The following is a 19273-nucleotide window of genomic DNA, read 5'->3' on the forward strand; positions in this document are numbered from 1 at the left end:
GACTTTTTTTATGTTACTGAAGTTAGTAAAGGTCGGTTTCCTATCACCGCTTCGGCACGTGGGGGATTGCCTCCCGCCATGAGCCAACAAGCGAAAAGCGCGCTAGTTGTCTCATGGCTTCGGCCGACCCCGCAGTTGTGCCTTCGCTTTTTGAGTACAGTGTAGTTTTAGTAGGCTTTGGTACTTAGTAAAATTCACTATTAGACTTTAACGGACTATGATACTTACTTCCCCCTCACTAAACGCAGGCGCCTTACAAGCGGTAGGCGGAGCGATGAGACAGAGAGGCGATCTTCCCTTTCTGGCTCATTGCGGGAGCCATCCGCCAGCGCCGCAGTGGGTTCAGTGACGAATTACTTCACTACATACAGAAGCGTATTGATGTGTCTTGGATTTACTACTAGTTAGCAATGTGTCGTAGCTCGACTTTTTTATGTTACTGAAGTTCATGAAGGTCAGCTTCCTATCACCGCTTCGGCACGTGGAGGATTGCCTCCCGCCATGAGCCAGCTAGCGAAGGGCGCGCTAGTTGTCTCATGGCTTCGGCTGACCCCGCAGTTGTGCCTTCGCTTTTTGAGTACAGTGTAGTTTTAGTAGGCTTTGGTACTTAGTAAAATTCACTATTAGACTTTAACGGACTATGATACTTACTTCCGCTCACTAAACGCAGGCGCCTTACAAGCGGTAGGCGGAGCGATGAGACAGAGAGGCGGTCTTCCTTTCTGGCTCATTGCGGGAGCCATCCGCCAGCGCCGCAGTGAGTTCAGTGACGAATTACTTCACCATATACAGAAGCTGATTGAAGTGGCTTTCACTTACTGAATCCATTACTAACAACAAAGTACTATTCACCTTACTTCATATATCCAAACGCAGGTGCTATCAATCAGCGCCGCGGTGGGTACGGAGAAGAGAAGCCAGTAGCTACTATTCAAACTTTTAAATTTTTCCTTGCCAAATATTTGATGATGCGCTATACTTAGAAAGTTGAATAGATGTAAACGTTATACAGTGTATCCAACAACCAGATTAAACCGAGTTGTTGACACGTTCTTCTAAGTATGATAAAGTAAATAAGGTTAAATGAATACAGTTTGTGGTATAAGAAGAGGCTACCCGCTTCTCACCTGATCGACGCAATGTAGTTGTTGACAGGTTAGCACATAAGTTAATTACTATGCGGACTCTGCATGGATTACTTACGCGGGTAGACAAATATCATTTGTCTACTTTTTTTATTTCGTAAAATGGATGGACCTATGGGAACCCTATAGTCGAAGTTTTCGATATACCCAAAACGTGTATTCACGAGACAATATTCGGAGGTGGATTACTATTAGCAAAGACATGTACGTAAATGACGGTATCCGAGCACGTGAAGTTCGCTTAATAGATCACAATGGTGAGCAACTCGGTATCAAAACACGTAATGAAGCTTTAGAAATTGCTGCTCGAGTGAACCTGGACCTTGTTCTTGTTGCTCCACAAGCGAAGCCCCCAGTAGCTCGTGTTATGGACTATGGGAAGTTCAAGTTCGAACAGCAAAAGAAAGAGCGCGAAGTTCGTAAAAATCAAAAGATTATCAATATGAAGGAAGTTCGGTTAAGCCCGACGATTGATGAGCATGATTTCCAAACGAAACTTCGTAACGGAGTAAAATTCCTAGAAAATGGGGATAAAGTAAAGGCTTCTATTCGTTTCCGTGGGCGTGCGATTACGCACAAAGAAATCGGTCAACGAGTGCTCGATTAGCAACTGTTGAAGTAAAACCAAAAATGGAAGGTCGGAGCATGTTCTTAATACTTGCACCGCTTGCCGAAAAAAAGTAACACGAACAATTTAGGAGGAACAGAACATGCCAAAAATGAAAACTCACCGCGGTTCCGCGAAACGTTTCAAAAGAACTGGAACTGGTAAATTAAAGCGTGGCCGTGCGTACACAAGTCACCTTTTTGCAAACAAATCTACGAAGGCTAAACGTCACTTACGTAAGTCTTCACTAGTTTCTTCAGGCGATTACAAGCGTATTCGTGAAATGCTAACAAACATGAAGTAATATCGATAGACTTTTCGTTAAACAAACTTCTATCAACACACACTTACAGGATAAGCAGGAGGTAATGCACTATGCCACGCGTAAAAGGTGGAACAGTCACGCGCAAGCGTCATAAACGAGTATTAAAATTAGCTAAAGGCTACTTCGGTTCAAAACATAGACTTTATAAGGTTGCTAACCAACAGGTTATGAAATCTTTCAACTATGCATACCGTGATCGTCGTCAAAAGAAACGTGAATTCCGTAAACTATGGATTACACGTATCAACGCGGCTGCACGTATCAACGGTCTTTCATACAGCACATTAATGCACGGCTTGAAAGTAGCTGGCATCGATGTAAACCGTAAAATGCTTGCAGATCTAGCTGTGACAGATGCACAAGCATTTGCACAACTTGCAGAAACAGCAAAAAAGTCGGTTGCAAAATAAGATGAACTAAAATCCACTTTCGCTTTCATTCTTATATGGAAACGAAAGTGGTTTTTTTGTGCAAAGGAGTAGCTAACGTGGCGCAAACTCTGGTGATTTATATGGCAATCTTATCCGCCTGGGCTTTTGTGGCGATGGGATTCGATAAAAAACAAGCGCAGAAGAAAAAACAGCGAATTCCAGAACGCAATCTTTGGTTGCTAGCATTACTTGGCGGCGGGATAGGGGCTTATTTTGGAATGCAAGTTTTTCACCATAAAACGAGAAAGACGAACTTCCGTGTAGGTTTTCTATTACTAGCAATGTTGGATATCGTAATCCTGCTCGTTTCATCGGGATTTGAATTGCCGACTTCGGTTATATTCTAATGAAAAAGGAAACAGCTAATGTGGCTGTTTCCTTTCAGTACGTATATTAGCCCTTCATCAACTGTTCAATCGGGTTTTTCCAATTGACTTCAGCAAATGGATAATACGATTTCACTTCAGACTCTAGGAAGAGGAAGTCTTCTTTGGTCATCCCTTGTAGCTTCGATTCATTTTTGACCCAAATAAAAATGGATACTACATCAAAAGAATCAGGCGTGGTCCCGAGATATTTTTCACCTTCAAACATGGCGCCTTTAAATGTGATGAAGAAGTTTTTGCGAATGTTTTTCACGTCATCATAAAAATAATATTGCTCTTTTTCATATGCATCATCTAGTTTACGCTTGGCATCTGTCAAATAGCGAATACCAGCATAAAACAAATAAATGATAAGTGCTATAATAAGTATACGAATCAATAAAACCATGAAATCAACTCCTGAACACATTCTAGTTTATACCTATACGGATGAGTAAGAGAAAAGGTTTCATTTTATAGAAAATTTTCTGGAGGTTGTCAAAATGAAATTAGATCAGTTATTTAGCATGCAAAAAGCATTGGATGCATACATACAAAAAAATCATAAAGCAACTGAAACATTTGATGAAAGAGGTTTGGCTCTACTAGTGGAATTAGCGGAACTAGCAAATGAAACAAGATGCTTTAAATTTTGGAGCACGAAAGGTCCTTCAGCTAAAGATGTAATTTTAGAAGAGTACGTCGATTCTATCCACTTTTTACTGTCCCTTGGAATTGAAAAAGACTTTGATGGATTAGAAAATTGGCCTACTAGTAATGCGCTTGAAGCTGATTTGACTCAGTTATTCTTACAGACTGGACAAGCGATCTATAAATTCTTAGATGAGCTCAGTTTCGAAAGTTATACGAATATTTGGATGCACTATGGTGCGCTAGCTAAAATATTAGGTTTTACAGAAGAACAAATTATTCAAGCATATATTGACAAAAATGAAGAGAATTATGCACGTCAAAGAAGTGGTTATTAAATGTAATTACCTCTTTACGTAGGGATTAGACAATAGTTCATTTCATTTACGTTGATGATGAATGATTTCATATAAAAATTAATTGACAAAAACGCCGTTTTGATAATAATATAAAGAGAATGATGGCAAATAGGGGGTATTCCGTTGAACGAATGGAGTAAGGAAGATTTTGGATTGCGGTTGAAAGAGCTGAGAGAACGTCGCGGGCTTTCAATGATGGCTTTTGGTGCAGCTATCGGAACATCTGCTAGTCGAATCAAGGACTGGGAGCGCGGAAAAAATGCCCCATCCGCAGCGTGGATTGCAAAAATTTCAGAACGTTTTTCAGTCTCTACAGATGAATTGATCATGGGGGAAGTAACGTTCACTCCATATATAAAAACAACAGGTAACACAGTAGAATCTCTTTACGATCGTCTTCGTGAAACGATGAATGCCGAAAGTTCACAATCATCAGATGGGGCGGAAGTGTTTTATAAAGAGATCGATGCGGTTAACAAAGAACAATACCGTAGCGGTAAAGGTAGAAGATTGGCAGAAAAAGAGCTGATGGAGTTAGTAATCAGATTACCTAAAAAAGATGTACTCGAATTATTGGAATTGGCTAAATATAAAAGACGCAACTTATAATTCTTTTCAACACAATGGCTCTTTAGCTCATTGTGTTTTTTCTTTATAAACAGCACTTCGAATGGAGTGAACTATAGGAAAAAATAATTAAATACGTTATGATAGTAGCGTATATAAGCGTAGAGAGGATGAGTTGATTGAAGGCATTCGTTCATGAAAGTGGTGAGTTGCGGTTTACAGACATCCAAGAACCGACAGTTGAAAAAGGTGAAGTCATCGTATCCTTAAAAACAGCGGGTGTAAATCGCCGGGATACAATGATTCCGGTACGTCGTGGTGATGCGAAGGAACCTCTAATAGTAGGTTCAGATGGTGCAGGTATAGTTGAGTCGATAGGAGAGGGAGTAACTGGTTGGTCTGTTGGTGATGAAGTAATCATCAATCCAGCACTTCGTTGGTATGAAGAAAGTAACGCACCTGCAGCTACTTTTGATATTCTCGGCATGCCGGATCACGGGACATTTGCAGAGAAAATTTGTATCTCAGCTGAACAACTTGAAAAAAAGCCGGCACATCTTTCTTGGGATGAAGCAGCAACTATTGCTTTAGCTGGACTAACTGGCTATCGTGCGCTCGTTACGAAAGGTCAAATTCAGGAAGGTCAAACCGTGTTTATTCCAGGGGCTGGAAGTGGTGTCGCTACATTCTTAATTCAATTTGCAAAAAAACTAGGTGCACGTGTGATTGTTACGTCTAGAAGTGAAGAAAAAAGACGTCAAGCAATTAAAATAGGAGCAGATCTTGCGATTGATACGAATAGTGACTGGCCAGTGCAACTAAAAGATGAATGTGTAGACCTTGTAATTGATAGTATAGGAAGAGCAACATTCAATCGCTCACTCGAAGTATTAAAACAAGGTGGACGAATTGTTGTATTTGGTGCCACTACAGAAGATACGGTCGATTTAAATTTACGTGAATTCTTTTATGGTCAGTATACGTTACTTGGAACGACGATGGGGAGTCGTGAGGAATTGCGAGATATGCTATCGTTTATCACAGAGCATCAAATTCATCCGATCATTGACTCTATTATTCCACTTGAACAAGCGGAACAGGCGTTTGATAAGTTAAATAAGAGTATTCAATTCGGGAAAATTGTATTACAAATAAATGAGTAATACCATAGACGGTACGGAAAGGCTGGGGGAGAAGTGACAGAAAAGGTGAAGCCATTGACAGATTTAGAAATTGCTTCAAGAGCAACTATGCAACCAATTGAGAAGATTGCAGAGAAAGTGGGGATTTCTCCAGATGCGCTTGAATTATACGGAAAGTATAAAGCAAAGATCAATGTAGATCAATTACCGGAGCAAACAGCTAAGGCAAAAGTAGTTCTCGTAACAGCGACGAGCCCTACACCTGCTGGAGAAGGTAAATCCACAGTTACAGTTGGACTTGGCGATGCACTTTCACGATTGGGCAAGAAAACAATTGTCGCGTTACGTGAACCATCTCTTGGCCCTGTTATGGGGGTTAAAGGTGGAGCGACAGGTGGCGGGTTCTCGCAAGTATTACCAATGGAAGATATAAACCTACATTTCACAGGCGACCTTCATGCAATCACTACTGTCAATAATGCATTGAGTGCAATGATCGATAACCATTTACATCAAGGGAACCTTTTGAATATTGATCCACGTCGAATTACATGGAAGCGAGTAATGGATATGAATGATCGTTCGCTACGCCATATAGCGATTGGATTAGGGGGACCTGGTCAAGGAATCCCGCGTGAGGATGGCTTTGATATTACAGTTGCTTCTGAGATTATGGCAGTATTCTGTTTAGCGACTGACTTACAAAATCTGAAAGAGCGCTTGGCAGACATCGTTATCGGCTATACGTATGACAAAGAAGCTGTAACCGTCAGAGATCTGAAAGTGGAAGGCGCTTTGACGCTATTGTTGAGGGATGCGTTTAAACCGAACTTAGTACAGACGATAGAGGGGACACCTGCAATCATTCACGGTGGTCCGTTTGCAAATATTGCACACGGTTGTAACTCGTTAGTAGCAACGAACACCGCGCGGAATTTAGCGGATTATGTTGTGACTGAAGCGGGCTTTGGATCTGATCTAGGTGCTGAGAAATTTATGGATATTAAAGCGCGTCAAGGGGAATTCCAACCGGATGCTGTTGTATTAGTGACAACCATTCGTGCGTTGAAAATGCATGGTGGTGTGGCTAAACAAGACTTGAAGGAAGAAAATAGTGCAGCGGTTGAGCTTGGATTAGTTAACTTAGAAAAACACGTAGAAACTATTCGTGCTTTTGGTGTACAGCCAGTCGTTGCATTAAATCACTTTGTGTTAGATTCTAAACAAGAGCTTCAAAAAGTACAAAATTGGTGCAAAGAGAATAATGTGAAAGTTGCTTTAACCGATGTCTGGGCAGATGGTGGAGAAGGCGGTGAAGCGTTGGCGAAAGAAGTGTTAAAAGTAATCGATGAGCCGAATCACTTCGCGCCAATTTACGATATCGAACAGTCTGTCGAAGAGAAAGTGACAGCAATTGTTCAAAAAGTATATGGTGGTCTAGGCGTGAACTTTACAGATCAAGCATTAAAAGATTTAGCTGAAATTAAAAAAAATGGCTGGGACTTGTTACCGGTTTGTATGGCGAAGACACAGTATTCATTTTCTGATGATCCAAAAAAACTTGGACGACCAACAGGGTTTATGATTACTGTACGCAATATCCTACCGAAACTTGGAGCTGGATTCCTTGTTTGTTTAACAGGAGATATTATGACGATGCCTGGCTTACCTAAACAACCGGCTGCCCTTAATATGGATGTTGATGCAGAAGGTAATGCAAAAGGTTTAATGTAAGAGCAAAAATCGAAGGGCCTATAAGCTCTTCGTTTTTTTTGTCAAAAAAGAACGATGACAAATGTTTCTAAAGGTATATGAACGAGATTCAATTAAACTATCCGTATGGTATACTATTTACAGAAGTTCATGAGCAGTGAACGAGTAGGAGGGGTGCCGTACGGTGGATAAAAATTTTCGGTATAAGTTAACTGTCATTCTTATTTCATTTACGTTACTTCTATCACTAATTATTGTAGTGGCGGATTATCTCAAGTTAAAAGAAAATGTTCAAGAGAACTTGGAAACGCAAATCCAAATGGCGGAAGATGAAATTATTACGAGTCTCTCCACTATTGATAAAGTATACAATGTATTAGATGTGGAACGTGCGGTAATTATGGAAGAATATTCTCAAAACCTAGTAGAGTTGTATAAACAAAATCCTGATTTTTCAACATGGGATTATGATCGTATGAAAAATGAAAGTGGCATGGATATTTTCATCATTAACTCAGAAAATAAAGTGATTGAAAGTAGCTATCATGCAGATGTTGGTTTAGACTTTAATGAATGTTGTTCAAATTTCGGGAAATTATTAACTGAACGTAGAGAATTAGGGGTGTTCACACATGACGCCTTGGATATACAACAAAAGTCTAGGGAATTTAAGAAGTTTAGTTATATGCCTACACCAGATAAACAGTATATCATTGAGCTAGCTTTTTACTTAGAAGATAAACTTGCGTTTAAAGAATTCAACTTCCGGGATACGATACATAGATTAACTTCGGAAAATGAGCAAATAAAATCAGTAAAAGTCTATAATTCACTAGGAATTTTATTAGGGGAAACTGATTCAGAAAAAGATCTTAAAATCAGTCCTTCTCGATTGGATACTTTCAAAAAAGCATTTCGTGAGTTTGAAATGAAAGAAATGACTGTTTCAGAAAATGGACAGTTGCTAACTTATCGATATATTCCTTATAAAGCGGATTACACACCAAGTATCTCTACACATCGAGTAGTGGAAATAGCCTATTTTGATGTACCTTTTTCTAGTGTTCTGAAATCCTATCGCAATCAGTTTATCTTCCAGATTATTGGAATCACTATAGTAACTATCCTTCTATCCATTGTACTAGCTAAAATGATTTCACGCCCGATTCACTTAGCGTTTCACGATGTATTAACTGGATTAAAGAATCGTGCAGCATTTGAAGATACAGCTAGCCAGTGGTTAGCTAAAACTAGAGGTTCATTGCAACTTATGATTATTGATTTGGATAATTTTAAATTAGTTAATGACTCTCTCGGCCATGGAGAAGGGGATAAACTTCTCATCCATGCTGCAAAGATTATTGATAGAGAAAGTGGTAAGGATCATCTAGCAGCTCGAATTGGCGGAGATGAATTTGTAGTACTGTTTTCACGGATGTCAGATGAAGAAGTGTTAGAGCGGGCAAACAGTATGTTACAAGCAATGCGCGAATCATTTAGATATTTACAGAAAAAAGAAATCGACTTATCAATTAGTATTGGAATTGCAAAAGCGGAGCCAAGAGACACCATTGATTCACTTTTTCATAAGGCAGATTTAGCATTATATCAGTCTAAGAAAAGAGGGAAAGATCAATATTCTCTTTATGATCCGCTTGAATTATAAAAAACGGTTATCTCCTAGTTACGTCGGGGATAACCGTTTTTTCAGTCACCCATAGCTATTTTCAGTAAACCAGTCTTGAATAGAGTCTACAACGTTTTGAACCGTGCTTGCTTCGAAAGGTGACTGTAAATTTGCTTCATCTACAAGTTCCAAAAATGATTTAGAACCGCCTAATTTACACAAATATATTCAGGGATTCCAATGGAACGACTAGAGTACACTTGAAAAGCATGACCTGCTTCGTGAGTCAGTACATCCATATCGCTAGATGTCCCATTGAAATTCGAGAAGATGAATGGAGAGTCGTAATTATCGATAAATGTGCAGTAGCCACCAGCTTCTTTATCTGGTTTAGCGACAAGATCTAGCAAGTTTTTTCGTTTCATATATTCGAAGAAACGTCCAGTTTCTCGGGATAATTCTGAATACATCTTTTGACCATTTTATATAATCCATTCAGCTGATTCTAAAGGTTGCGGATTACCTTTCTCAACATGTAAAGGTTCATCATAAAATGTTAATTGATCCACACTGATTCAATCGCCTTGTGCTTGCCGTATGGTAGTGGCGAGAGGAACAATATAGTTACGTATTTGTTCTCTAAAATTTTCAATCAACTTTGCATCGTATCCAATACGATCCATTCGTACATAGCCGAGTGCTGTGAAATTCTTGTAACTGAGAGCTGTCGCTATTGTATGACGAATAATTACAAGTCGATCGAATATATCATCGAATTCCTCGGCGTGTTACGCGAAGAAGTTGGCAGAGGCGTCCATTGCTTTTTTACATATGTTCCTATCCAAAGATTCTTTATACGGACCAAGTTGAGCTAATGTAAGTGTTTCATTTGTGCTGAAGCAACAAGTGATGCATATTCTGAAATGAGCATATTCTCTTGCTGTAAAAGTGGTAACACTTCATCAGAGTATGAATGAATAGCATTTTCAGCAAGTGAAAATAACTGAGTTCCCCATTTTTCTTCTAACTGTAAACGAATAGGTGTGGTGATTAATACTCGATAGTAATCACTTGTCAACGATTGATTTCTTGGATTACATCCGATTGAATCTCAAATGTGGTTGCCTGTTAAAATCAATCAAGTAGCGTGCGGAATTTTTCGGTTAGCTGCTCCATATTTGAGCGAGTGTATTCATAATCTTCGAAAGTAAGCATGAAACTCCTCCTCAATTGTCTAGTTTTTCATTTTCCGGTAGTTATTTAGGAAATGCAAACTTTTTATTAGAAAATTGCTCTCTAAATTGTCACATTCCCATGAAATGATGTAGGATAGAGGGAGCAAACTCTTAATGAGCGGGAAGAAGGAGAAGTTATATGAAAATATTAAATGGTAAAGTAGAAGAATTAGTGGATCCAACAGGTATTATAGATGGTCAACGCTATGAGTTTCTACTGACAGTACAGTTTGATGAGGATGACGAGTTATTCAATGAAGAAGGCACTGGCTTACGCTTACTGTATTCTGTAAAAGATGGCCAACGAAAAATGATGACGTACCAGTTTTATGAATTGGCTACGGAAAGTACTTTTGATTTGGAATGGGACGAAGATGAACAAGCGACTGCAGAACAATATTGTACTGAACATTTCCCTCAAATCTGAATACAAAATAGATGTATTTCTCTTTTAAATAGTAGATAATATACTGGAGCGACATGAGTGATACATCTTGAATAGCTTGCCAAAACAGAATCGATTATAGGAGTGTTTTACATGAATCAAGAAATAGTGGATATTACGATTATTGGTGGAGGACCTACTGGATTGTTTTCAGCATTTTATGCAGGTATGCGTGAGATGTCTGTTAAAATTATCGACAGTTTACCACAACTTGGCGGCCAATTAATCGAGCTATATCCTGATAAATACATTTATGATGTAGGTGGCTTTCCTAAAATTTTAGCGAAGGATCTAGTTGCTAATTTAGTGGAACAAGCACAGTATGCTAAGCCGGAGATTTGTCTAGGTGAAGCAGCATTGTCTGTCGAAAAGAAAGAAGATCATTTCGTATTAACAACAGATAAAGGCCAGCACTTAACACGCACTATATTATTAACTGCCGGAATTGGCGCATTCCAACCACGTAAGATAGGATTGAATGAAGAGTCTGTTTTTGAAGGTAAAACGTTGCATTATGGTATTAAGGATCTTTCTATGTTCAAGGACCAGGAAATCTTAGTTTGTGGCGGTGGAGATTCCGCGCTTGACTGGGCTTTGATGCTAGAGAATATTGCTAAAAAAGTAACATTAGTTCACCGCAGAGAGCGTTTTACTGCACATGAAACGAGCGTCAATCAACTTCGTAATTCTACAGTCAATGTATTGACATCACATGCGGTAAGTGCAATCCACGGTGATGGTGATAAGATTGAGAAAGTGATTTTGAAAGAGAAAGATGGCACTGAAAAGCAATTTGAAGTAGATCATGTAGTTGTAAACTATGGTAATATTTCTTCTCTTGGACCGTTGAAACAGTGGGGACTTGAAATGGATCGTAACTCAATCGTAGTCAATTCTCGAATGGAAACAACTATTGAAGGAATTTATGCAGCAGGTGATGTCACAACATACGATGGAAAAGTGAAATTGATTGCTGTCGGAATGGGGGAAGCACCAATCGCTATTAGCCACGCAAAAGCCTTCATCGATCCAAAAGCAAAAGTTCAGCCTCTTCACAGTACAAGTGTATTTAGCTAACTTTATTAAGAAGAAATTGTTTGACAATTTGACGGATATTTGTTATTTTTAACTTAAGTAGTTGGTAGAGCGTATTGAATAATCTAGCCAGTTTGTTGATGTGAAGTACTTCCATACTTTACTCAGTCAGCAAATAGCGGCATTAATCTGTGGGTCAATCCATTAGATTAATGCCGCTTTTTTATTGAAAATAAGGGGGAAATTACATGGTGAAAAGAGTTGCGATTATAGATGCTGTTAGAACACCGATTGGTCGATATGCAGGTGGATTAAGTTCCGTTCGACCAGATGATTTAGGTGCTACTGTAATTCGTGGATTGCTTGATAGAAACCCACAACTGGATACAAAGCTAATCGATGATGTGCTTTTTGGTAATGCCAATGGGGCAGGAGAAGAAAATCGTAATGTGGCCCGAATGTCCTCTTTACTTGCAGGATTGCCAATTGAAGTAGGTGGAGCAACTATCAACCGACTGTGCGGATCTGGATTGGACGCGGTCAATATCGCTGCTCGATCTATTCTGTCAGGTGAGCTAAAAGTTGTCATTGCTGGCGGGACAGAGTCTATGTCAAGAGCACCTTTAGTTATGGCGAAACCAGATAAAGCTTTCCCTCGTGGAAATATGCAGCTACAAGATACAACAATTGGTTGGCGCTTTATTAATCCGCAGTTTGAGGAAAAGTACGGAGTAGATTCAATGCCTGAAACAGCAGAGAATGTTGCAAAGGAATTTGGAATTTCTAGAGAGCGACAAGATGAATTTGCACTTTCTTCTCAAATGAAAACAAAACAAGCGATGGAAGCAAATATATTTAACGAGGAGATCATACCAGTTAGATATCAAACGAAAAAAGGGGAAGTAATTATTACAGCAGATGAACATCCCCGTCACGATTCTTCAGCAGCAGCATTAGAAAAACTGAAGCCGCTTTTTGCAAATGGTTCCATAACAGCAGGTAATGCTTCTGGTGTAAACGATGGTGCTTCTGCTTTATTACTGATGGATGAAGAGTTGGCTAACTCATTGAATTTGGAAATTCTCGGATTTTACAAAATGTCAGCAACTGCAGGCGTTGAACCACGTGTAATGGGAATAGGTCCGATCGCATCCACAAGAAAGTTGCTGGAAAAGGCTCGTGTGGAAATGGAGCAAATCGATTTAATCGAATTAAATGAAGCATTTGCTGCACAAGCTTTGGCATGTATCGATGGATTAGAACTACCAACGGAAAAAGTGAATGTGAACGGAGGAGCTATTGCGCTTGGACATCCGTTAGGTGCCAGCGGAGCGCGAATATTAACGACTTTATTACATGAAATGAAACGCAGAGATGCAAAGGTAGGACTTGCCACGATGTGTATAGGTGTTGGACAGGGAATTTCGACGTTGGTGGAAAGGGATTGAGTACTCAGTCGATAGTGAATAAAAAGCAGCAAACTTCTTAAATAAAAGGAAGTTTGCTGCTTTTTTATTAATTAAGAGACAGTCTCACTTGAACGTGACGCTTCAATGTTGGCTATCCGTTGATCAAATTCGTCGACTGTTAAGTTATGTTCTACGAAATAACGATTGCGTGGATGTGTGCGGCAGTCGTCTGAACAGCTACGCATATAGAAATGCTCGTTCTCTTCAGAGCAGAGAATCTTCGCGTTACATTCAGGATTTGCACAGTTCACATAGCGTTCGCATGGTGTTCCGTCAAAATGATCACGACCAACGATGACGTGTTCCACTTGATTGATTGGAACAGCAATGCGCTCATCAAATACATAACATTGTCCATCCCAAAGTTGACCTTTTGCAACAGGGTCTTTACCGTAAGATACGATTCCACCATGTAAATGGGCAACATCTTCAAAGCCTTCACGCTTTAACCAACCAGTAAACTTCTCACAACGGATTCCGCCAGTACAGTAAGCTAAAATCTTTTTACCCTCAAGCTGTTCTTTGTTGTTTAGAACCCATTCAGGGAGATCACGGAAGTTTTCGATGTCAGGACGAATAGCGCCACGGAAATGGCCCAAATCGTACTCATAGTCATTACGAGCATCTAGTACAACTGTATTTTCATCTTGCATTTGCTGTAAGAATTGTTCGGGCTCTAAATATTCACCTGTTAGTTCTAAAGGATTAACATCTTCAGCTAAGCTTAAGTTCACAATTTCCGGACGGTGGCGAACGTGCATTTTTTTGAATGCATGGCCATCTGTTTCGTCAATTTTAAACCAAATATCTGCAAAACGTGGATCAGCTTTCATATGTTCCATATACGCATTGGTTTGTTCCACCGTACCTGAACACGTTCCGTTGATACCTTCTTCTCCTACAAGAATTCGGCCTTTTAAACCAGTTTCTTTACAAAATGCTAAATGGGAAGCTGCGAACTCTTCAGGCTCCTCAATTGTCACATATTTGTAAAATAATAATACTCGATAGTCTTTCTTTTCCATTGTAATTACCGCCTTCTGTTTTCTCTTTGCAATAGACAACAGCCGAGATCGGTGTGTATAAAAGGGAAGTAGTATCCCTTCATCCGGATTTGCAAGATTCGGACCTTACGAATTATAACATAAAATACATTGTAGTAAAAGTACTCCCACACTAATTCAGTAGATTAATTTTGATGGACATGCAGTGTGACACAAGGAAACGATTGTTTCATCATAATTTTGTAGTATACTATTAGCTAGACATATATTCGTAGGTTAGTCTATGGATAGATAATGTACTTATTAAAGAAGAGTTAGTCATATTGAAAAGGGAGTCTTATAATGAAGAAAGAAAACAGGAGAAAACGGCGTTCACGTTTAATCGATATTGTTTTTTTGAGTGTAATCACCATTCTCTCTGTGATTGCCTTACTATTAATCATTCGTACATTCAGTAGTTCAACGAGCGCGTCACCAAATAAAGTTATACCTAAAAAAATTGATGAGCCTAAAGCAGAAGTGATAGTTCGTTCAACGAACTCAACTTACCCAGGTATAAAAATTGTGACAGAAACAATGGACGATAAAATGATGCCATTTACGATACAGTACCCTCAAAGTGAATTTGAAGAATTTAATAAAGGAATTACGGACTATATAGAGAAAGTAAAAAAGGATTATTATAAGGTGAAAACAGAGTCGACGAATGCAACACAAAATCAATTGAATATATCCTTAGATACTTTGCAGCATTCGTCTGGAAATTATTCATTCGTCCTACACACGACTACATCTACAAGTAATGAGGAAAGTATAACGGAAATACGTACATTCCATATAGATCCAATTACTGGATTTCAACTGACTATGGCAGATGTAGTTGACCGCAATGCAGAAAAATTAAAACGTGTAGCTAAAGTAGTGAGAGATCATATTTACAAGGATCCAGCTTTACAAGAAGTGCTAATTGTAGACAGTGTCTGGCAACCAACAGAACCTACTTGGACGAATTACCGTAATTTCGCTTTGACAGATGACAGGTTAATTCTTTATTATGGGACCGGGGTAATGACAAAGCGACAAGCAGGGTCCATACAAGTAGAAGTGCCATTAGAAAAAATTAATTCTTTAGTGTCTAAGAAATTCCAAGTGCAGACAGCAGTAGCAAGTCCAGAGAAAAAAATTGCCTTAACATTTGATGATGGGCCTGATCCGCGCTTTACGAAGAAAGTACTTGAAACGCTACAAAAATATAATGTGAAAGCGACATTTTTTATGCTTGGGAACCGAGTGGAGGAGTACCCGAATATCGCGAAGGCAGTAGCCGAAGCAGGTCATGAAATAGGTAATCATTCATGGAATCATCCCCCGTTAACGAGGTTAACGGATGAAGAACTTCATGATGAAGTACAAAGTACGGAAGATATTATTTTACAAGCAACTGGTCAGCATGCTACAGTATTCAGACCACCATACGGCGCGGTAAATCAACGAGTTCGAGAAAGTTCGAAATTGCCGGTCGTATTATGGAATGTTGATACATTAGATTGGGAACATCTTGATCCAGATAAATTATTGGAGAACATCGAAGCTGATGTAAAACACGATAGTATTGTATTGATGCATGATATTCATAAGTCTACTGCAGAAGGGCTAGACGCTGTTCTTGAATTTCTACAAGCGCAAGGCTATACATTTGCCACTGTATCAGAAATGGAGAATTATTGATTTGAAAGTTGTTCCATTGTTTTCATTAAACAATGGAACAACTTTTGTTTTGCAACAGTCTTATATAGCGGAAGTCACTCATAAGATAAAAAGTATTCTATACAGACGAGATAGTTGCAATCTGCAGTAAACACCGTGGTATACTGCATGGAACAACATCATTGGAGGAACAGATGGCATGGAGTGGAGAAATTTATATCGTGGATTTTTAATGGGTATTAGCGACCTAGTTCCGGGTGTTAGTGGCGGAACAATTGCTTTTATATTAGGTATTTATGATCGATTACTTATTTCAATTAGTGGTTTTTTCAGCAAGGATTGGAAAAAACATATTGGTTTCTTGTTACCGCTCGGTATTGGAATGGGTGCAACTATTATTATATTCAGTAAAGTAATTAGTTATTTACTCAAGCATTATCAAGAACCTACACAATACTTATTTTTAGGATTGATCATTGGTGTGATTCCTTTCGTTTCTAAGCAGGCGGGATTACGAAGGAATTTTAAGTTCCATCATGTAGTATTGATGTTAGTCGTAGCAACAGCGCTGGCTTCAACTATCTGGCTGAAGCCGGTAGAACCTCTAGTTATTACGCATCTTACTGTAAAAACAGCGATTATTTTGTTTTTCTCAGGATGGGCTGGCAGTATGGCAATGCTATTGCCAGGTGTAAGTGGATCGTTTGTTCTGCTGTTACTTGGTGTCTACACAACGGTAATTACTGCCATTTCAGATTTCAACATACCAATTATTTTAGCTATAGGCGCTGGAATAGCGGTTGGTTTCGTTGTAAGTAGTAAGTTGATTCGTTTGTTATTGGCACATTATCGTACGGGGATGTTTGCGGTTATCATCGGACTAATTATCGGTTCGATATTTGTTATTTTCCCTGGAATTCCAGAGAGTGGTACACCGTACGTCATGAGCATCATTGCGATAATTACAGGATTGATCATCGCCAATATTTTAAATGGTATGGGTGAACAGTAAATGAACTATCAAAAAGCCCTGAGATTCTAAAAAATCTCAGGGCTTTTCTGTAGTTCTATTTAGTCGTCTACAATTGTAGTAGTGTTTTCGATGTCTACGTCTGCCATTGGAATACCAAGCGCTTTTGCTACACCTTCACCGTATTTCGTATCTGCTAAGTAGCAGTGGCGGATATGTTTAATCTTGATTTCTTTTGGAACATCACCCATATTGCGAGCCGTATTGTCGAATAGTCGTTGCTGTTCTTCGCTAGTTAAAATATTAAATAATTTACCTGGCTGTGTGAAGTAATCATCATCATCTTCACGGAAGTTCCAGTTATCTGCATCGCCTTGGATTTTAAGGGGCGGCTCTTTGAAATCGGGTTGTTCTTGCCACTCGCCATAGCTGTTTGGTTCATAGTGAATTGTAGAACCCATATTTCCGTCTACCCGCATTTGACCATCACGATGGAAGCTATGGACTGGACATTTCGGTGCGTTGACTGGAATTTGGTGGTGATTGACACCTAGACGATAACGTTGAGCATCGCCATAAGAGAATAAGCGAGCTTGTAGCATTTTGTCTGGAGAGAAACCAATACCAGGCACGATAGCTGCAGGTGTGAACGCTGCTTGTTCTACTTCAGCAAAATAGTTTTCAGGATTGCGGTTTAATTCGAATTCGCCTACCTCAATTAAAGGGAAGTCCTTTTTGTACCAAACTTTAGTTACGTCGAATGGATGGTATGGTAAGTTATTCGCTTGTTCTTCTGTCATCACTTGAATGAACATCTTCCATTTTGGGAAGTTTCCTTCATCAATATTTGTTAGTAAGTCACGCTGTGAACTTTCACGATCTTCTGCAATAATTGCTGCAGATTCTTCATCCGTTAAATTATTAATACCTTGCTGGGAACGGAAGTGGAATTTAACCCAATGACGTTCGTTGTTTGCATTAATCATACTGAACGTGTGGCTTCCGAATCCGTGCATTTCGCGGTATGATTTTGGAATTCCACGGTCGCTCATCAGGATTGTGATCTGATGAAGTGCTTCAGGTAGTGATGTCCAGAAGTCCCAGTTGTTTGTTGCGCTTCTCATGTTCGTCCGTGGATCACGTTTAACAGCATGATTCAAGTCAGGGAACTGTAGTGGATCACGGAAGAAGAATACAGGTGTATTATTACCGACTAAATCCCAGTTACCTTCTTCTGTATAAAATTTTAGTGCGAATCCACGAATATCTCGTTCAGCATCCGCTGCACCGCGTTCGCCTGCAACTGTTGAGAAGCGTGCAAACATCTCGGTCTTCTTACCAATCTCTGAAAATAACTTAGCTTTCGTATATTGCGTAATATCATGTGTAACAGTAAACGTGCCATACGCTCCTGAACCTTTAGCGTGCATACGACGCTCAGGAATAACTTCGCGATCAAAATGCGCTAACTTTTCTAATAGCCAAACGTCTTGTAGTAAAAGAGGACCTCTTGGACCTGCTGATATAGAGTTTTGATTATCAACTACAGGTGCACCAGCGGCAGTCGTTAATTTTCTTTTTTGAGAATTGTTTTCATTATTCATCATAATAGACTCCTCCTCGATTTTCATTACTATAGTGTAAATCAATTATAGCAAAGGATTAGAAGTATGAACAGTTTTATCTGTAATAACTATTAAATAATAATAATTATCATTGGATAAGCATTATTATATCACTATATTCATCATAGTTTGTAGTCTATGAATTGTCTAGAAAAACGTATTACCTAACGAAAAAATACTAGAATGATGTATAATAACAAGTGATATTGTTTAATATAGAAAGGACTTTGCCTAATGAACTGTATTACGAAATACTGTGTGAGCCTTGTCTTGATTAGTGGTTTGCTATTGATTGTAGGAGCTTGTAGTAAGAAAGAGGAAACACCTAAGGTGGAGAAGAAAACAGAAGTAATCCCACCACAAGAAGTTGTAATTGTTCCTACACTATCGGATGAAGTCTTTTTTGAAGAAGTGCATAATAAATTGCAAGATAAAGGTTTTACGATAAGTGAGCCATTACATGCAAATGTAGAGATGTTTCGAGCTGAAACGGGCATTACGCTCGTTGTTAATGGTGAATCATTGTTACCTCTTCATATTTATAAACTAGCGCCTACTGATGATCGACTGTCGAATGTAGATGAAACGGGAAGTATAGAAGTGTCCCTAGGTAGTAAACGTGAACCATTAGCTGTCAAACGAATGGAGAACTTCATTATATATCTACATAAAGCTCATCCGGATTTTGAAAAGATCATGGAAACCGTACAATAGTAATTTTTCAGACTCATGGAGTTCCTCTTAAATGGAATTCCATGAGTTTTTGTATTGTGACAAAGCTGCCATAACTTATATACAGTTTTGACATAAGTTTGCAGGTTTGTAACAAGAAATACGCACATTGTTCACTC

At 39.1% G+C, this 19273-nt stretch carries 20 protein-coding genes and 1 pseudogene; 16 read left to right on the forward strand and 5 right to left on the reverse strand.

The features are described 5' to 3' along the window. Window positions 1-696: 696 nt before the first annotated feature. From ORD22_RS07465 to ORD22_RS07485, 5 genes and pseudogenes are all read left to right on the forward strand, one after another. Window positions 697-822: a hypothetical protein gene (locus tag ORD22_RS07465; RefSeq protein ID WP_317645298.1), complete on the forward strand. Its 126-nt coding sequence runs from the start codon at window positions 697-699 to the stop codon at window positions 820-822. Between the two features lie 525 nt (window positions 823-1347). After that, window positions 1348-1829: pseudogene (infC, locus tag ORD22_RS07470) on the forward strand (translation initiation factor IF-3). 26 nt (window positions 1830-1855) lie between these two features. Next, window positions 1856-2056 (forward strand): 50S ribosomal protein L35, encoded by a 201-nt coding sequence (gene rpmI / locus ORD22_RS07475; RefSeq protein WP_029052909.1) that lies wholly within the window; start codon window positions 1856-1858, stop codon window positions 2054-2056. Between the two features lie 71 nt (window positions 2057-2127). Continuing rightward, window positions 2128-2487: a 50S ribosomal protein L20 gene (gene rplT / locus ORD22_RS07480; protein ID WP_317645299.1), complete on the forward strand. Its 360-nt coding sequence runs from the start codon at window positions 2128-2130 to the stop codon at window positions 2485-2487. A 77-nt stretch (window positions 2488-2564) separates the two neighbouring features. Beyond that, the gene (locus ORD22_RS07485; RefSeq protein ID WP_317645300.1) at window positions 2565-2855 is read left to right on the forward strand and encodes a DUF1294 domain-containing protein; all 291 of its coding nucleotides are present in this window, start codon (window positions 2565-2567) and stop codon (window positions 2853-2855) included. A 46-nt stretch (window positions 2856-2901) separates the two neighbouring features. On the opposite strand, the gene ORD22_RS07490 is transcribed toward ORD22_RS07485, so the two are convergent. Further along, the gene (locus ORD22_RS07490) at window positions 2902-3282 is read right to left on the reverse strand and encodes a sigma-w pathway protein ysdB (RefSeq protein ID WP_317645301.1); all 381 of its coding nucleotides are present in this window, start codon (window positions 3280-3282) and stop codon (window positions 2902-2904) included. 94 nt (window positions 3283-3376) lie between these two features. Between ORD22_RS07490 and ORD22_RS07495 the strand changes: the two genes are divergently transcribed. The 5 genes from ORD22_RS07495 (at window position 3377) to ORD22_RS07515 (ending at window position 8971) form a co-directional block, all read left to right on the forward strand. After that, on the forward strand, window positions 3377-3862 hold the full coding sequence (locus ORD22_RS07495; RefSeq protein WP_317645302.1) for a dUTP diphosphatase: 486 nt from the start codon (window positions 3377-3379) through the stop codon (window positions 3860-3862). 144 nt (window positions 3863-4006) lie between these two features. Further along, window positions 4007-4492 (forward strand): helix-turn-helix domain-containing protein, encoded by a 486-nt coding sequence (locus tag ORD22_RS07500; protein WP_317645303.1) that lies wholly within the window; start codon window positions 4007-4009, stop codon window positions 4490-4492. A gap of 137 nt (window positions 4493-4629) precedes the next feature. Beyond that, window positions 4630-5613, forward strand: coding sequence for a zinc-binding dehydrogenase (locus ORD22_RS07505; RefSeq protein WP_317645304.1), 984 nt, complete (start codon window positions 4630-4632; stop codon window positions 5611-5613). Between the two features lie 33 nt (window positions 5614-5646). After that, entirely contained in the window at window positions 5647-7326 is a 1680-nt protein-coding gene (locus tag ORD22_RS07510) for a formate--tetrahydrofolate ligase (protein ID WP_411567632.1), read from the forward strand. A 163-nt stretch (window positions 7327-7489) separates the two neighbouring features. Further along, window positions 7490-8971 (forward strand): GGDEF domain-containing protein, encoded by a 1482-nt coding sequence (locus tag ORD22_RS07515; protein WP_317645305.1) that lies wholly within the window; start codon window positions 7490-7492, stop codon window positions 8969-8971. 170 nt (window positions 8972-9141) lie between these two features. Here ORD22_RS07515 and ORD22_RS07520 read toward each other — a convergent pair whose 3' ends face one another. Further along, complete coding sequence (locus ORD22_RS07520; RefSeq protein ID WP_317645306.1) at window positions 9142-9402, reverse strand: M3 family metallopeptidase; 261 nt, start codon at window positions 9400-9402, stop codon at window positions 9142-9144. A 401-nt stretch (window positions 9403-9803) separates the two neighbouring features. Further along, window positions 9804-10010: a hypothetical protein gene (locus ORD22_RS07525; protein WP_317645307.1), complete on the reverse strand. Its 207-nt coding sequence runs from the start codon at window positions 10008-10010 to the stop codon at window positions 9804-9806. 296 nt (window positions 10011-10306) lie between these two features. Between ORD22_RS07525 and ORD22_RS07530 the strand changes: the two genes are divergently transcribed. From ORD22_RS07530 to ORD22_RS07540, 3 genes are all read left to right on the forward strand, one after another. Further along, the gene (locus ORD22_RS07530) at window positions 10307-10594 is read left to right on the forward strand and encodes a DUF6509 family protein (protein ID WP_317645308.1); all 288 of its coding nucleotides are present in this window, start codon (window positions 10307-10309) and stop codon (window positions 10592-10594) included. 111 nt (window positions 10595-10705) lie between these two features. After that, window positions 10706-11689: an NAD(P)/FAD-dependent oxidoreductase gene (locus tag ORD22_RS07535; RefSeq protein WP_317645309.1), complete on the forward strand. Its 984-nt coding sequence runs from the start codon at window positions 10706-10708 to the stop codon at window positions 11687-11689. Between the two features lie 206 nt (window positions 11690-11895). Further along, complete coding sequence (locus ORD22_RS07540) at window positions 11896-13095, forward strand: acetyl-CoA C-acyltransferase (RefSeq protein ID WP_411567633.1); 1200 nt, start codon at window positions 11896-11898, stop codon at window positions 13093-13095. Between the two features lie 71 nt (window positions 13096-13166). Here ORD22_RS07540 and trhO read toward each other — a convergent pair whose 3' ends face one another. Next, on the reverse strand, window positions 13167-14141 hold the full coding sequence (gene trhO / locus ORD22_RS07545) for an oxygen-dependent tRNA uridine(34) hydroxylase TrhO (protein ID WP_317645310.1): 975 nt from the start codon (window positions 14139-14141) through the stop codon (window positions 13167-13169). Window positions 14142-14462: 321 nt separating this feature from the next. Between trhO and ORD22_RS07550 the strand changes: the two genes are divergently transcribed. Both ORD22_RS07550 and ORD22_RS07555 read left to right on the forward strand, forming a co-directional pair. After that, window positions 14463-15848, forward strand: a complete 1386-nt coding sequence (locus tag ORD22_RS07550) for a polysaccharide deacetylase family protein (protein WP_317645311.1) — start codon at window positions 14463-14465, stop codon at window positions 15846-15848. A gap of 178 nt (window positions 15849-16026) precedes the next feature. Next, window positions 16027-16839: a DUF368 domain-containing protein gene (locus tag ORD22_RS07555; protein ID WP_317645312.1), complete on the forward strand. Its 813-nt coding sequence runs from the start codon at window positions 16027-16029 to the stop codon at window positions 16837-16839. 59 nt (window positions 16840-16898) lie between these two features. On the opposite strand, the gene ORD22_RS07560 is transcribed toward ORD22_RS07555, so the two are convergent. Next, window positions 16899-18401 (reverse strand): catalase, encoded by a 1503-nt coding sequence (locus tag ORD22_RS07560; RefSeq protein WP_317645402.1) that lies wholly within the window; start codon window positions 18399-18401, stop codon window positions 16899-16901. 255 nt (window positions 18402-18656) lie between these two features. Here ORD22_RS07560 and ORD22_RS07565 point away from each other — a divergent pair, with 255 nt between their 5' ends. Then, window positions 18657-19136: a hypothetical protein gene (locus tag ORD22_RS07565; protein ID WP_317645313.1), complete on the forward strand. Its 480-nt coding sequence runs from the start codon at window positions 18657-18659 to the stop codon at window positions 19134-19136. Window positions 19137-19273: the final 137 nt, after the last annotated feature.

The organism is Sporosarcina sp. GW1-11, assembly GCF_033088395.1.
Lineage (GTDB): Bacteria > Bacillota > Bacilli > Bacillales_A > Planococcaceae > Sporosarcina.